Origin of the sequence: Xenorhabdus sp. PB61.4 (assembly GCF_963894935.1) — a bacterium.
GTDB classification, from domain to species: Bacteria; Pseudomonadota; Gammaproteobacteria; order Enterobacterales; family Enterobacteriaceae; genus Xenorhabdus; species Xenorhabdus stockiae.
Genome location: NZ_CAWQJR010000015.1, coordinates 1 through 12,733 on the forward strand (window position 1 = coordinate 1; position 12,733 = coordinate 12,733).

General features: G+C 40.6%; 15 protein-coding genes and 1 pseudogene. 13 read left to right on the forward strand and 3 right to left on the reverse strand.

Annotated features, from left to right (window positions below):
• On the reverse strand, nt 1-194 hold a 194-nt coding region (locus tag AACX68_RS01885; protein WP_228860417.1), incomplete at its 3' end, for an AAA family ATPase.
• 616 nt (nt 195-810) lie between these two features.
• Here AACX68_RS01885 and AACX68_RS01890 point away from each other — a divergent pair.
• The 9 genes and pseudogenes from AACX68_RS01890 (at nt 811) to AACX68_RS01930 (ending at nt 7,137) form a co-directional block, all read left to right on the forward strand.
• On the forward strand, nt 811-987 hold the full coding sequence (locus AACX68_RS01890; RefSeq protein ID WP_228860418.1) for a hypothetical protein: 177 nt from the start codon (nt 811-813) through the stop codon (nt 985-987).
• Nucleotides 988-1,549: 562 nt separating this feature from the next.
• Nucleotides 1,550-1,813 carry a helix-turn-helix domain-containing protein gene (locus tag AACX68_RS01895; RefSeq protein WP_099123491.1) on the forward strand — a complete coding sequence of 88 codons (264 nt, stop codon included), beginning with the start codon at nt 1,550-1,552 and terminating at the stop codon, nt 1,811-1,813.
• A gap of 425 nt (nt 1,814-2,238) precedes the next feature.
• A pseudogene (locus AACX68_RS01900) lies at nt 2,239-3,205 on the forward strand (tyrosine-type recombinase/integrase); the annotation flags it as partial.
• Nucleotides 3,206-3,217: 12 nt separating this feature from the next.
• Nucleotides 3,218-3,496, forward strand: a complete 279-nt coding sequence (locus tag AACX68_RS01905) for an antitermination protein Q (RefSeq protein ID WP_370630326.1) — start codon at nt 3,218-3,220, stop codon at nt 3,494-3,496.
• Between the two features lie 710 nt (nt 3,497-4,206).
• Nucleotides 4,207-5,010 carry a DUF2829 domain-containing protein gene (locus AACX68_RS01910; protein WP_228860420.1) on the forward strand — a complete coding sequence of 268 codons (804 nt, stop codon included), beginning with the start codon at nt 4,207-4,209 and terminating at the stop codon, nt 5,008-5,010.
• Nucleotides 5,011-5,182: 172 nt separating this feature from the next.
• On the forward strand, nt 5,183-5,518 hold the full coding sequence (locus tag AACX68_RS01915; RefSeq protein ID WP_228860421.1) for a phage holin, lambda family: 336 nt from the start codon (nt 5,183-5,185) through the stop codon (nt 5,516-5,518).
• Nucleotides 5,515-5,949, forward strand: a complete 435-nt coding sequence (locus AACX68_RS01920; protein WP_228860422.1) for a lysozyme — start codon at nt 5,515-5,517, stop codon at nt 5,947-5,949. The genes AACX68_RS01915 and AACX68_RS01920 overlap by 4 nt, the downstream gene beginning before the upstream one ends.
• A gap of 199 nt (nt 5,950-6,148) precedes the next feature.
• A complete protein-coding gene (locus AACX68_RS01925; RefSeq protein WP_228860423.1) occupies nt 6,149-6,718 on the forward strand; it encodes a phage antirepressor N-terminal domain-containing protein in 570 nt (189 codons plus the stop codon).
• A 251-nt stretch (nt 6,719-6,969) separates the two neighbouring features.
• Complete coding sequence (locus AACX68_RS01930) at nt 6,970-7,137, forward strand: Rz1 family lipoprotein (RefSeq protein WP_370630327.1); 168 nt, start codon at nt 6,970-6,972, stop codon at nt 7,135-7,137.
• A gap of 794 nt (nt 7,138-7,931) precedes the next feature.
• On the opposite strand, the gene AACX68_RS01935 is transcribed toward AACX68_RS01930, so the two are convergent.
• Nucleotides 7,932-8,114 carry a YlcI/YnfO family protein gene (locus AACX68_RS01935; protein ID WP_228860424.1) on the reverse strand — a complete coding sequence of 61 codons (183 nt, stop codon included), beginning with the start codon at nt 8,112-8,114 and terminating at the stop codon, nt 7,932-7,934.
• Between the two features lie 193 nt (nt 8,115-8,307).
• Here AACX68_RS01935 and AACX68_RS01940 point away from each other — a divergent pair, with 193 nt between their 5' ends.
• The 3 genes from AACX68_RS01940 to AACX68_RS01950 all read left to right on the forward strand — a co-directional run bounded on the left by AACX68_RS01940 (nt 8,308) and on the right by AACX68_RS01950 (nt 9,347).
• Nucleotides 8,308-8,505: a hypothetical protein gene (locus tag AACX68_RS01940; RefSeq protein WP_228860425.1), complete on the forward strand. Its 198-nt coding sequence runs from the start codon at nt 8,308-8,310 to the stop codon at nt 8,503-8,505.
• Complete coding sequence (locus tag AACX68_RS01945; RefSeq protein WP_228860426.1) at nt 8,492-8,635, forward strand: DUF4222 domain-containing protein; 144 nt, start codon at nt 8,492-8,494, stop codon at nt 8,633-8,635. The genes AACX68_RS01940 and AACX68_RS01945 overlap by 14 nt, the downstream gene beginning before the upstream one ends.
• A 145-nt stretch (nt 8,636-8,780) precedes the next feature.
• A complete protein-coding gene (locus AACX68_RS01950; RefSeq protein ID WP_228860427.1) occupies nt 8,781-9,347 on the forward strand; it encodes a hypothetical protein in 567 nt (188 codons plus the stop codon).
• 362 nt (nt 9,348-9,709) lie between these two features.
• Here AACX68_RS01950 and AACX68_RS01955 read toward each other — a convergent pair whose 3' ends face one another.
• The gene (locus tag AACX68_RS01955) at nt 9,710-10,468 is read right to left on the reverse strand and encodes a Thoeris anti-defense Tad2 family protein (RefSeq protein WP_228860428.1); all 759 of its coding nucleotides are present in this window, start codon (nt 10,466-10,468) and stop codon (nt 9,710-9,712) included.
• 616 nt (nt 10,469-11,084) lie between these two features.
• Between AACX68_RS01955 and AACX68_RS01960 the strand changes: the two genes are divergently transcribed.
• Entirely contained in the window at nt 11,085-12,434 is a 1,350-nt protein-coding gene (locus tag AACX68_RS01960; protein ID WP_228860429.1) for a Fic family protein, read from the forward strand.
• The last annotated feature ends 299 nt before the right edge of the window (nt 12,435-12,733 follow it).

Here is a 12,733-nt window from a genome sequence, read left to right on the forward strand (position 1 = left end):
TAATTATAGTTTTCATTTAAATTGGATTTGCATTCTTTATATTTCTCTGAGTTAGAATGATTAAAATAACCTGCGATAGTTGATTTCCCACTCCCATTTTGACCATATATTAAAGTTATTTTTTTTGATAAATCCAACTCTAAATATTCAGTTTTATGATAGCTTGCTACGTTTCTTATTTTAAGATATCCCATGTTTTTACCATGTCATTTTAAATTGAACATTATAGATAATATACATAGTTATATTTAATAAATCCAATTGAACCAGATCACAAAAAATCATTTTTATGATTTATATCATCTTTATTATTTTAACGTAGTGGTATGAAATTTATGGGGTGTCAATGTGTGAAAAAGTTGCTTTTTATTATTTTTCTTTATTGCTGTTAGCAAAAGCATACAGTATATTAGTGGAACTTACTCACCATCATAGATGGTCAGCCATAATGGCAAAAAAACTCTCGTAGCCTGAAAGAGAGAGCAAGAATCGTGGTACATCTGCCCACCTTTGGAAGCAGATATTGTCAAGACACCTAAACCCTCGTCTGGCAATGAAGATCTCTTAAACTAATAGATAACCCAAAAGGATATCTTTATCTTGTTACCAAAGTGTAGTGAACGTGGGTTCATACACTGGAATTTCAAATCAACATAAATCCTATTTTTCTTCAATGAACAACAGGATAGCTTTTGCGCATCCGTTCATACTTTTACCTATCCCTGTTTGAATTATTCAACAGACAATTTTTCTACAGCTAATCCATTAACATGACTACCGTTTTGATATTTAACCTTACGGCGTTTTGCTGTGCCTGATAGCACTTCAATGTTCGCACGATTTTTGCTGATTGTTCACAGAACTCAAGGCGTCACTTTTTGTCGGTTTACCGCTGAAAGTGACGCCACAGCCAAGCACCACGCAATCCTGACAGGCTCCGGCCTGATTAACCACCCAGTGAATCTGACACTGTATTTTATAGATTGAAAAAGTATCAAAAGGAGAAATTGACGATATCGAGGCTGGCCTTTAGCCGGTGGGGATGACCTGCAAACGCAGGCGGCAGTACTGTGTACTCAACCGATACCCCGCAATACCTCAACTTGCGTTCACTCTGGCGCACAGATATCGGTCAAGGGCAAAGCAGTATTTTTTGTTTTGTCCGAACTGTCGCGCGCCAGAGATTGCATGTTGTCAGGTATAAGTAAAAAAATTGTTGGACTGGTTGCTTGAAGTATTAAGCATTCGGATCGCTGTCTGTATATGTCGAGCGGGTTTATAGTCGTAAAACTTAGTCGTCCAGTTATTGATTCAGATAAAACAATCAGTTAAAGTTCCTCCGCCATTAGCAAAATCTATTGGTCAGGGTTTCGCAGCCTTGAATTAACGTCCACACTGGTAGGAAATTTCTACCAGTGTGCTTGCTATCACCCTTTCAATGGTGATTCAGGCGGGGGAGGCTTTGGCCTCGCCGGTTGGACGTTACCGGTACTGCGAACCCTGTCTGAATCGCCACCATCAATATTAGTTAATGGAAGGGGTAGCAGGAATGAATAACAATGTTAAAAATGATTGGCATCAGGCCGATATTATTGCCGCATTACGTAAACGCGGTACAACTTTAGCGGCTGTTTCTCGTGAGTCAGGACTTAGTTCATCTACACTAGCAAACGCATTCAGTAGGCCTTGGCCTAAAGGCGAATGGATAATTGCTGATTATCTTGGCATCCATCCCTCAGAAATCTGGCCAAGTCGTTATTTCGATTCTCATACTGGAGAATTATTAGAAAGGAAAGCCCGCTCTAAGCCATAGGAATAACCTGTTTTAATTTGTGATCTAGTTCGTAAAAATGATAAATGTTTATATGAAGCTTTGAGCGTGAAATGGCAGCCAAATGTGACCATTTTCAAATCTCATGGCTTTTTTGCTTTAACGTGATGATTAAAAAGTTATAAATCTAATTTCTACGCACAATCGACCAGATTTAACGTAGCAAAATAATGTGGGGGTACAACTGGGGGTATGTGACATTTTTGATAAAATTAATTCATTAAATATTAATATGTTAACATGCCAGTATTGCGCTCTCCTCCTCTATTTTTCCTAGTAAAATCAACTAATAACAACAGGCTCAAGTCTCCTGATATCTCCTAACATCTCCTGAAAGCGACATGAAATTGTGTATAGTTTTGTGTATAGTTTTTCCTATACATCTTCCTATACACATGGGTGAAATGATGAAGCTAACAGACGTGGCAATTAAGAGATCTAAGCCAGAAGCAAAGGCTTATACTCTTTCCGATGGAAATGGGCTTTGGTTGTTAATAGAACCGAATGGCTCCAGAGGTTGGCGACTCCGTTATCGTTTTGAAGGTAAGCAAAAAATGCTATCTTTAGGTACTTATCCTGAAGTGCCTTTAGCGGAAGCAAGGAAAAGAACCGCAGAGTACCGCTCTATGATTGCTGGTGGCGTTAATCCTTCTTAAGACAGGAAACAGAAGAAGCGAGAAAGCACCATAATGTCTGAAAACACTTTTGAAAAAATCACTCTTGAATGATACGAAAAACGCAAAGATAGGTGGTCGGCAGGGTATCGTGCTGACATGATGAGTGCTTTTGAAAATGATGTCTTCCCTTATATTGGTGATAGGCCAATAGCAGATATAAAACCCTTGGAATTATTGGACGTTCTTACGAGAATGGAAAAAAAGGGGTGCTACAGAGAAATTAAAAAAAGTCCGTCAGCGTTGTGGTGAAGTTTGGAAGTATGCAATTATCACAGGTCGAGCTGAATATAATCCCGCCACTGATCTTGCCAGTGCTTTTATTCCTCATAAAAGAGAGCATTATCCGCACCTTGATGTTGACGAGTTACCCGAATTCCTGAAATCCATTGATAAACACATGGGCAGCCAGATTGTTAGACACGCACTGAGAATTTTAATTATCACGGGATTGCGCCCCGGTGAATTAAGAAAGTTAGAGTGGAGTGAAGTTGATCTGGAAAAAAGGCTTATTCAAATTCCTGCCGAAAGAATGAAAATGCGTAGACCGCATAGTGTGCCTTTGTCCGATCAAGTAATGACTCTGCTTCAACAACTAATTCCAATCAGCGGTGATTATCAATATGTATTTCCCAGCCGAACAGATTATAAAAAACCTCTTAGTGAGATGGCTATGAATACCATGATGAAGCGCATGGGGTAAAGGTATTCTATCAATCGGTGTCGCTGCAAGGGGCGAGGTTTAGTACTCGATGAGGAAAAGACTGCATTGCAAGGCGCACCAGTGCATAAAATCTGCCCACGCTGCTCAGGGAGGGGGTACAGCAAAGTACCTTCGTCAGTCGCTTATACTGCAATCAAAGTCTACCTGCCGGAACTGAACGAAAGAACATGGCGGCGTAACTGGAAACCGTTTTACCAAAAGTTGGTGGAGAAGTGCTACTCAGAACAACAGCGCGCCGAAGTTGCATTTAATGAGGTAACAAAATAAACAGTTGCATTTTGTCCGGCCTTGGTCCATCATCTTTAAATGGTGGGAACTTGTAACTATACTCACTACGAATATTTAAACCTCGCCCAGTGCGGGGTTTTTTGTTTTCCACAACGGTAAGGTGCCTTTTGATAACACTTGTTATCCTTGCTTAGCATGGAGAAGGCATCTTAACCCTTGTGGAGAATGCCAAGGCTGATTGGCAGTGTATGGACTGTCGGATGTACCGCACACCATCTAGAGGCGGCCTCTGCGGATTAGGCTAAGCCCCTGAGAGTATCTAGAAACCGATGCAGGAGATCAGCACCTGCCTCCACAAGTCAATCAGGGTCGAGCAGCACCATATACCATGTTTAAATCAGTGTGTTAGATGTGATTTTGGTTGATATGAGCAGCACCTCGATCCCTATAGAACGCAAAACACATTTCCATTGTGGCAATGTTATCTTGCATCCGGTGTCAGTGTGATATCCCTGACCGTTAGCCTCACGAAACGAGGCTTTACTATCAGCACCAAACTTCAAATATACACCTCACTGAATTACGCACTCGACTAACAGACAAACTTTATAATGCGCCACCTTATTTTAAGGTGTATTGATTCTGTTACAGGCTATTCAATTGAGATAAAAATCTGACCTCAGTAATATTAACTGGCTAGTTAGCAGTAGGATGAAATGACCTTTAACGAATAATAAAGTGAGGTGTTTATGTCTGATGTTAATAAGCTGGATAATAAACAATGTCCGTTTGATCCTGAGCAATATAAGGTTAAGAAAACGAAGGCCGTTAATGTTGAATTTGAAGTTGACGGTTTACCCCCAGTCGGTACTTTTCCATGGGCAATAATTCAAGTGTATTTAGGGCATTGGGTTCGTCGTGATGGTTGGAGTCCCTCTAGTGAATATATAAAACTTATTCCTAGTTCAACGAGCAATGATGGTAAAAATATTCCGCCTCAGATAGGGATAGTTGAGAAAAATAGTGAACTTACATCTTGGCAGCCTACGCAAGACGATATGATGTCTTGCGATTGGAATCTAGTGAAGATAAAACCAAAACCAGTTGAATGCATGCTGTCTTTTGATCTTGAGATAGGGACTTGGACATGGCCTGATTCAGAACAGATGTGGGGATATCTTGCTGACAATGAACTCAACCCTGCAAATCCTTTCGGTACTTTAACTAATCTCAAAAATAAAACTGATATTATGAAATTTTCATATTTCGTTTGGGATAGTTCCGGCCCGAACATAGATATTAGAGTGTCCTCTGATACCAATCCATCCAGCTATCAGAAGATGGTAACATTACTTCAAAAAGAGCTTACTGTGACTGTCGATGGAGCATCTTATCATCTTGGGAGTGCTATCCCTGGAAGTATGATAGGTCAACAAAAATTTGAATTCTTCGGAACATATAGTAGCAATTCAGATGCGCCAAATTTAGGCGACTTCCTGAAACAAAACGTAGGCAATACAACTCCAATTCATTTTTGCTTCAACTGGAAATAAATCTACACCCTGAATTCAAGGCTGCTGAATGCGGCCTTTTCTATTTATGCCACCGCAATCACACCCATAACCTCAGTATCTCCTATTGCGGTTGGCATCCTATTTACTACAACTCACAGGGGCGACCACAGACTCACCCCACGGACGCCCATAGTTCTGATGGGGTGGAAATATGCGTATGACTGAAAAAGACACGGAGTTATGGGCGCATGTCTGGGACTGGTTAATTATCAATGCTCCTTTTTTGGGTGGAATGTTTCTGGCGGCATCGACCGCATTTGCCCGGGAGAAAAGGGATGGCTCAGGCTGGAAAGCCTCATTAGTTGAAGCCTTTATCTGTGCGGCAATCAGTGTGGGGATTATTAACGCGCTGGAGTATGCACAGTTACCGCTGAGTCTGGCTCAGTTCTTCGGTGTCCTCATTGGCTTTTTGGGTACCAAGAAGATTGGGTCAATGCTTGATGCGGTCTTTACCTTCTTTAAAAACAAGTTCGGGGTACACAGATGAAAATCAGCGAGAACGGATTGAGCCTCATCAAGCAATATGAAGGCCTGAAACTGAAAGCCTATCCCGATCCGGCGACAGGTGGTATTCCGTGGACAATCGGCTATGGTCACACAAAAGACGTCAAGCCAGGGCAAATTATCACCGAACAGCAGGCCGAAGCATTCCTGCATGATGACCTTCAGCCTATTTACCTTACCCTTGAATCAGTCGTGAAGGTATCACTGACTCAGGGTCAGTTTGATGCGCTGTGCTCGTTCATCTTCAATTGTGGTGCGGGTAACTTTGTCCGTTCTACCTTGTTGAAGAAGCTCAATGCCGGTGATTACCAAGGGGCAGCCGATGAGTTCCAGAGATGGAATAAGGCAGCAGGTAAGGTGATGAGTGGTCTGACTAAGCGCAGGACATCTGAACGCCAGATGTTTTTGTCATGAGATCCTACGTGATATTCGAAAAACCACATTGAATTCTGAGCCTCGCTTTTGCGGGGCTTCTTTTTATCGGCGTACTGACGTGCGCTAAATCCAATCATGAGCTTATCGAAATAGAGCCTGAGATGTATCGCTAGGTGGCGACCTCTCATGGGCGATATTTCTACGTCAGCAGGCTCTTATTTCTATAGGAATACGCAAGATGCATACAATTACAGTCCCTTTTTATGACGATGAACTTTATGTTGTGGAATACAACAATGAGCCTTACGTGCCAATGAGACCCATTGTTGAAGGTATGGGAATGGACTGGGCAGGGCAATATACTAAGTTAAAACAACGCTTTAAAAAAGGGGTTGAGGAAATCCCAACACCTACAAAAGGTGGTTTGCAGTTAATGACTTGCCTTGCTCTCCGTAAGCTAGCAGGTTGGTTAGCAACCATCAGCCCAAACAAAGTTAAGCCTGAAATTAGGGATAAAGTAATCCGCTATCAGGGCGAATGCGACGACGTGCTTTATGAGTACTGGACAAAAGGTATCGCTGTTAATCCCCGTAAACGTAACGTGATGGAAGAACTGAATCAGGCTTGTGCTGAGTTAAAAAGAGACAAGCAGCTCGCTAGTGTGTTTGGTACGGGACTCAATGAATGGAAGAAGGTCAGACCTGAACATGAAAACAAGATAAGAGGCTTAATCGGGCAGGCTACCGACTTAGTTCTTGATCTTGTTCTAGCTGAAACAGGTAAGGGTAAAACAACACGAACCCAATAAGGCGGGTGAAATGAAACTCAACAGCCAGTACTTCACCCTAAGTGCCCTGGTGATTGTCTCTGGCTTGTTCTGGTTCTTACAGTGAGTATCAGGACAAGGCAGAAGAATACCGTAGGTTAAAGCGACAGTATGACGAACAGGTCATTACCATCAATAAGCAGCAAGAGCGTCTTGAACAACTTGCAAAATTAGACGAAATCTACATAAGAAACTCGCCAATGCCAAGACTGAAATTGATACTCTTCGGACTGATGTTGCCGCTGGTCGTCGCAAGCTGCGCATCAAGGCCACCTGTCCCGTGTCTGAAACCGCTTCCTCCGTCAGCGTGGGCGATGCAACCACCGTCGAACTCAGTAGAGAAACTGGACAAGCTGTTCTTGATATCCGAGAAGGCATCATCAACGACCGGGCAAAACTGAGATATTTGCAGGATTATGTTAGGACGCAGTGTGGATGAAAGGACGGCGGGAGTGCTACCGTCCTACTGATTTTATTAGAGTTTGCAAATTATATCTCCCGTATCGGGATCTAATTTGCAGTCAATGGCGAGTGTATTGGCATAAGTTTGCATTGAGGCTAAAGTTGCTGACCCCATCAACAGGAAAAGAAGAAGATATTTTTTCATTTTACTACCCAGTCAAAACGTTATTATCAAGAAATGGATAAGTTTAATAACCTTATCCTTATTGAATAATAAATGAACAATTATTAATACTCAGTTAATGCACAAAACTAATCCCAATATTTCTTTACCCATTCCCTGAGTGGTTAAAGGAATACAGATAACTCATGCTGCCACTTCGTTCTCACCGCGTACCCTACGCATACGAACTGGTGGCATTTTTATTTTCACCGCGCACCGAAAGCGCATCTCAATTACACCGAACCTAACCCTATCGAAATGAGCCTTCGAGGTCACCAGTTATGGCTGGCGAGCCTTCGGTGGGCTGGTTTCCTATTTCGGCGAAGGTTCATTTCATAGAGCAGGTAGAACGCGATGGCGGCGGTAAAAAGGAAATCGAGCATAGGTTGTGATAGTTAGCGCACTTTCACGCTGGACAAAAATCATAAACTCATTTCCTTTCAATGTGTTGCTTGGGCGCAAGGGGCTGGACAAAACGACTTAATCCCTTGCTTTAACTCTTCTATTTTGGGCACACCTCTTCAGGTGTATCGATACCGATAACCAAGTCAATAATTTTGACGAGGTTACTTACTGCTCAGATGATGCTTTGGCTTTGCGCTGGCGGCGTTTGGCCTCTGTTTTGATAGCTGCAACAATGTACTTACCTGTGCTCTCACCCGCTTCTTTTGTTGTTTCCATTAACTCAACTATTTTGTGTGGAACACGTGATACAAGTTTTTGTGATTTATTATTTACGTCTGCTGTTGGCATATATGACTCCATGATAAAGTGGTGGTGCACAGTATACATTAAAAAATGTAAAATAATAGTGTTGACGAACACCACTTCTCATGTCTATAGTGGTGCACACTTAAGATTCATAATAGCAGAAAAAAGAACGCCCCCGAATGGTATTACCAGTACCAGACGAGGGCTAACCAACAACGTAATGGAGACTTACGCTATGGCTACCCCACAGCTTACCCAAACTCGCCTCAAATTTACATTCCTAATTGCATCAGGCAATCCACGGCTGGTGGATATTCACCCGGTGCGCCTTATCACGGTACTGGCAGATAGCGAAGGTGAAGCCCGTCTACTGGCGGGTATCTCTTCCCTGATATTCGTTTCCCGTCAGGGGGTGAATTATGCGCAACCCTGAACCCCATGACTATTACGCTCACAAGAACGGGGAAACCGTACAGGTGCTGTCAGTCGCCTTTAATCGTGTGACCTTTGTCCGTGAGGGTTCAGTCTGGAGTTCAAATTCATGCTGTTATTGTCAGTTCTGATAGTAGTCCTTTACTCCCCTGAAATTTGGCGGTTCCTGAAAGCCAGAATAAGCAATAAAAATAGATGACGCTTAAAGACCAATAGTGTTTATCTACCAAGTCAGTATCATGAAGTTCTTTCTCTTGTTAGTTACAGGATGTACTTATGGGATATAGTGCGGAGTTTTGCGGTGTTGATTGCCATTTTGATGAGTCTATCCCGCGTATAGATATTAATCAGTTTGCAGATGATTGCTCACTGAGCAAGAGAGTTTCCATTTATAAAGATGACCAGTTATTCCTGATTCTCAATGTTTATACTGAAATTGATAAAGATGGTTTTTTATGTGAACAATGCTTTAAGCAAATTCTAATTGGCGAACAAAAAATAGCTATATTACATGGTAGGCATGTTCATCTATTCGACATAGAAACACATCGTATAAAGAGTATATTTTTAAACGACTATGTAGGGCATTTATATTCAGTTCCTAACATTCGCTCTGAAACGCTTAGTGATGATTTTCTTGTTACGTCATTCTGTTACACGTTCCTGATAAATATTCATACAGGTATTATTTGGCGCTCTAAGAGATGTGCAATTGATGGTGTTCTTATTCACGATATTGAAGACAATGTGATTTATGGTTCGGGTGAGTGGGATCCTCCTGGAGGTTGGGAAGATTTCACTTTATCGCTTAAAGATGGCAGCTTTATTGATTCTGGCTCCTGATACACTTGAATTTCATAGTCGATTATTCAAAAGTGGCAATGCGTTATCCGATTTCAAATCGGGAAAATCAACTTTCTCTTTTAGCGGATTCATTGGGCGAAAGTTTGGCTGATTAACCCGCCAAAGTGAGGACCAAGGTAGCAGGTAGGCATATCAAACATACTGAGCTACTTTTAGCCAACCCTCTTAAAGAGGGTAGCCTCTGTGTTCGTTTCCATTGCATCCGTTTGAAACAGAAACGTAATATAGCGCTAAACCTGCACCATGCAGGAGATAAGGGATATCAAGGTGTTAAAGGTGGTTTTACGTGAAAAGGCCACATTAAGCAGCCCCCTTGAATTCAGAATGTATAATTGGGTGAATTATTCATCACGCCAAGTTAAACAGAAACGTTTGGTTTGTCCTGTCTGTTTTAATATTTCGCCTAATTTTTTTACAATATTGCTATTGTAGTCATAATGAGCATTACGTGTATAACGACCTTGTTGCCCCCAAGAGTTTGGAGAACCTAATTTATAGGTAACTCGATCTACTGTGATATAGAGGTTGTTCATAAATAAATTTTTTACTTCCAGATCACTCTTTTCATCAGTAGATACTGCAAGCTCTAATGTTTTCATTCCAATATAATTATCTATCCACATATCAAACTGTAATATATTGACAATCCCTATATTATTTTGGATTATATTTAAAATACCGGTGTTAGTTCCAAAATTTTGGTATCCCCATATTTGGCCTCGATCTGAATCGACCTTGAGAGTTCCCAAATTAAGATCAAAAACCAGCATGCTATCTTTTGGGCATGCCGATTCCAACAACTGCCAATCGCAAGCTAACAAATCTTCTTGTGTTGGAGTCCAGCGAGACCAATAACCGTTTTTATCACTCTTCTCAATATAAGCATCCCCATCATCTGTATTACCAACCTCTGATTTATGAGTAAGACGCATGTGCTCTATAGGAGCATTCCAACCGCTACGGTGTACCTGTTTTCCCAAATACACGAGGCTCAGCGCCCATGCAGAAGTACCGGCTGGGACAGTTATATTGTCATCGCCAATATTATATTGGTCTGGATTAAATGGACACTTGAGATCCAGCTTATTAACGTCAGACATAAACACCTCACTTAATTATTTGTTAAAGGTCATTTCGTTCTTCTGTTAACTCACCGGATACCTTACTTAGGTCAAATTTCAATCTCAATCGGATTACGACTATAGCAAGGCTTATAATTTGAAAGGTGATAGGTGATAGGTGATTTAGTGAGGTGTGTATTTGAAATGTTGTTCCGAATACCCGTTATTGAACATAGAGTGTTAATTGTTCCGTAATGGGAATTCCCATATCGGGGATTACTCTATAGCAGAACCAAAATAATATGACATAACGTTTTAGCATGAATGACAAGACTGCATTACTTATGAAGTAGGTAGGCTACGTCAAATTATGGTTATTCTGCTATACCGTAAGGCAAAAGTGACGGTCTCACAAGAATTAGGGAGTTAACCAACTGTTGCGGGGGATCACTATGGTTGCTGCTTTTTCTCAAAGTGAGGATGAATAAAAATATCAATAAGTTAGAAGGCGAAAAACTCAACCTTTATCTGAGTGGTTGATCTTACTTATTTTTGCCACAGCACCAGAGTTTATAGAACTAATTTATTCATATTGATCCCCTTAAAGGTTTACGCCATAATTATCTATACATCAAATTTTAAAATCTGAGGTAATATGGCTAAACACCCTGTAGAACAATCACCTAAGCTTGATTTTACAAGTATTGATTTTATTAAATTCGGGGAATACCTCAGCGAATACAATATTGTTGATAAGCAAGGAAGATACCTCCATTGGAGTCAACTTAAATGGCGAGTTCCCAGCAAAGAAGCTAAAAACATCTGGTATGCGGTAAAGTTCCGTAGAGATCAGGCAAAAAAAAGCATGGGCTTGTTTGATAAAAACGGAAATGAGTTTCATTTTTGCATACATGATTCGCTGGAACCAAAGTTGCATAAAATTGTACAACTTGGTGCAGGTAAGGTTGCCGCAATCGCAGGATCTCAAGCATCTGGTCATGTTCAACAGAATTATTTAGTTTCATCTTTACTGATGGAAGAAGCTATCACCAGCGCTCAATTGGAAGGTGCAGTAACTACCCGGGCTGATGCAAAAAAGATGCTAGAGGAGGAATTAGCACCCAGCACGCCTGATGAGAGAATGATTCTGAATAATTATAGGTTATTAAGGTTAGCGGATAAAAGAAAACAAGAACCCCTTACAAGGGATCTAATGCTTGAGTTTCACAGAATAGCGACTCATGGTGTATCTGAAAACGAAAATATACCGGGGGAATTTAGGTGCAGTAATGATATCTATATTGGAAATGATGATAATCCATTATTTTACCCGCCAAACCATGAAGAGTTAGAAAACAGATTAGAAGAAATATGTGCTTTTGCTAACGAAAATCATGATGGAGAGGATGGCAGGAAATTTATACCGCCAGTAATAAAAGCGATTATTCTTCATTTTATGATAGGGTATGAACATGCTTTCAGAGACGGGAATGGAAGAACTGCAAGGGCAATATTTTATTGGTATATGCTAAAGAACGGATATGATATTTTCGAGTATATCTCAATAAGTAAGGTCATCAAGGAGCATGCTAAAGACTATGGTATGTCATATCTTTATGTTCAAAAAGATTATGGGGATCTAACTTATTTCATCGATTTTAATGTGAATATTATTCTAAGTGCGTTTGATGAATTACAAGAGTATTTGAAAGTAAAAACAAACGAATTTCATGAAATTGTTAATATATTGGAAAATTCAAAGTATAAAAATAAGTTGAATTTCATTCAGAAAGACTTAATTAAAAAAGGTGTTAAAGAACCCGGAAGATTATTTAAAGTGAAATCGGTTCAAAATTTATATGATGTTAGCGAAAATACAGCCAGAAAATTACTGAAAGAACTTGAAACAATGAAGATATTTCTTCCCACAAAAATAGGGCGAGCAACTCATTATATTGCTCCCGCAGATCTACGCAGTAGGCTAAATAAGATATCAAAATCGTAGGATACTTTTTATCCCCCCCCTCGTGCCGTGAGGGGGAAGGCTAGATTTCCGCACCAAAACGCAAAGATTTATCAGTATCCTGTTCTCATGTTTCCAGCATCATAACAGGGGGCTTTACCCCGTGAAGAATAAGTCCCATATTGATCACCCACTCCTTGATCCCCTTTCATTAAACCTCACCAAACGGCCAGGGTGCGAGCATACTTTTTTAGCATTTCTTGAATGAAGGCAAATGACATGATCTAATGAGATTTATTTTCCTTCTCATTGCTGACCTATGACTCTGATTGAACACTTAT

Bases quoted from the DNA above. Each gene is read 5' to 3' on its own strand.
- AACX68_RS01895 (WP_099123491.1), top strand. From the start codon at position 1,550: ATGAATAACAATGTTAAAAATGATTGGCATCAGGCCGATATTATTGCC.
- AACX68_RS01910 (WP_228860420.1), top strand. From the start codon at position 4,207: ATGTCTGATGTTAATAAGCTGGATAATAAACAATGTCCGTTTGATCCT.
- AACX68_RS01915 (WP_228860421.1), top strand. From the start codon at position 5,183: ATGCGTATGACTGAAAAAGACACGGAGTTATGGGCGCATGTCTGGGAC.
- AACX68_RS01920 (WP_228860422.1), top strand. From the start codon at position 5,515: ATGAAAATCAGCGAGAACGGATTGAGCCTCATCAAGCAATATGAAGGC.
- AACX68_RS01925 (WP_228860423.1), top strand. From the start codon at position 6,149: ATGCATACAATTACAGTCCCTTTTTATGACGATGAACTTTATGTTGTG.
- AACX68_RS01930 (WP_370630327.1), top strand. From the start codon at position 6,970: ATGTTGCCGCTGGTCGTCGCAAGCTGCGCATCAAGGCCACCTGTCCCG.
- AACX68_RS01935 (WP_228860424.1), bottom strand. From the start codon at position 8,114: ATGCCAACAGCAGACGTAAATAATAAATCACAAAAACTTGTATCACGT.
- AACX68_RS01940 (WP_228860425.1), top strand. From the start codon at position 8,308: ATGGCTACCCCACAGCTTACCCAAACTCGCCTCAAATTTACATTCCTA.
- AACX68_RS01945 (WP_228860426.1), top strand. From the start codon at position 8,492: ATGCGCAACCCTGAACCCCATGACTATTACGCTCACAAGAACGGGGAA.
- AACX68_RS01950 (WP_228860427.1), top strand. From the start codon at position 8,781: ATGGGATATAGTGCGGAGTTTTGCGGTGTTGATTGCCATTTTGATGAG.
- AACX68_RS01955 (WP_228860428.1), bottom strand. From the start codon at position 10,468: ATGTCTGACGTTAATAAGCTGGATCTCAAGTGTCCATTTAATCCAGAC.
- AACX68_RS01960 (WP_228860429.1), top strand. From the start codon at position 11,085: ATGGCTAAACACCCTGTAGAACAATCACCTAAGCTTGATTTTACAAGT.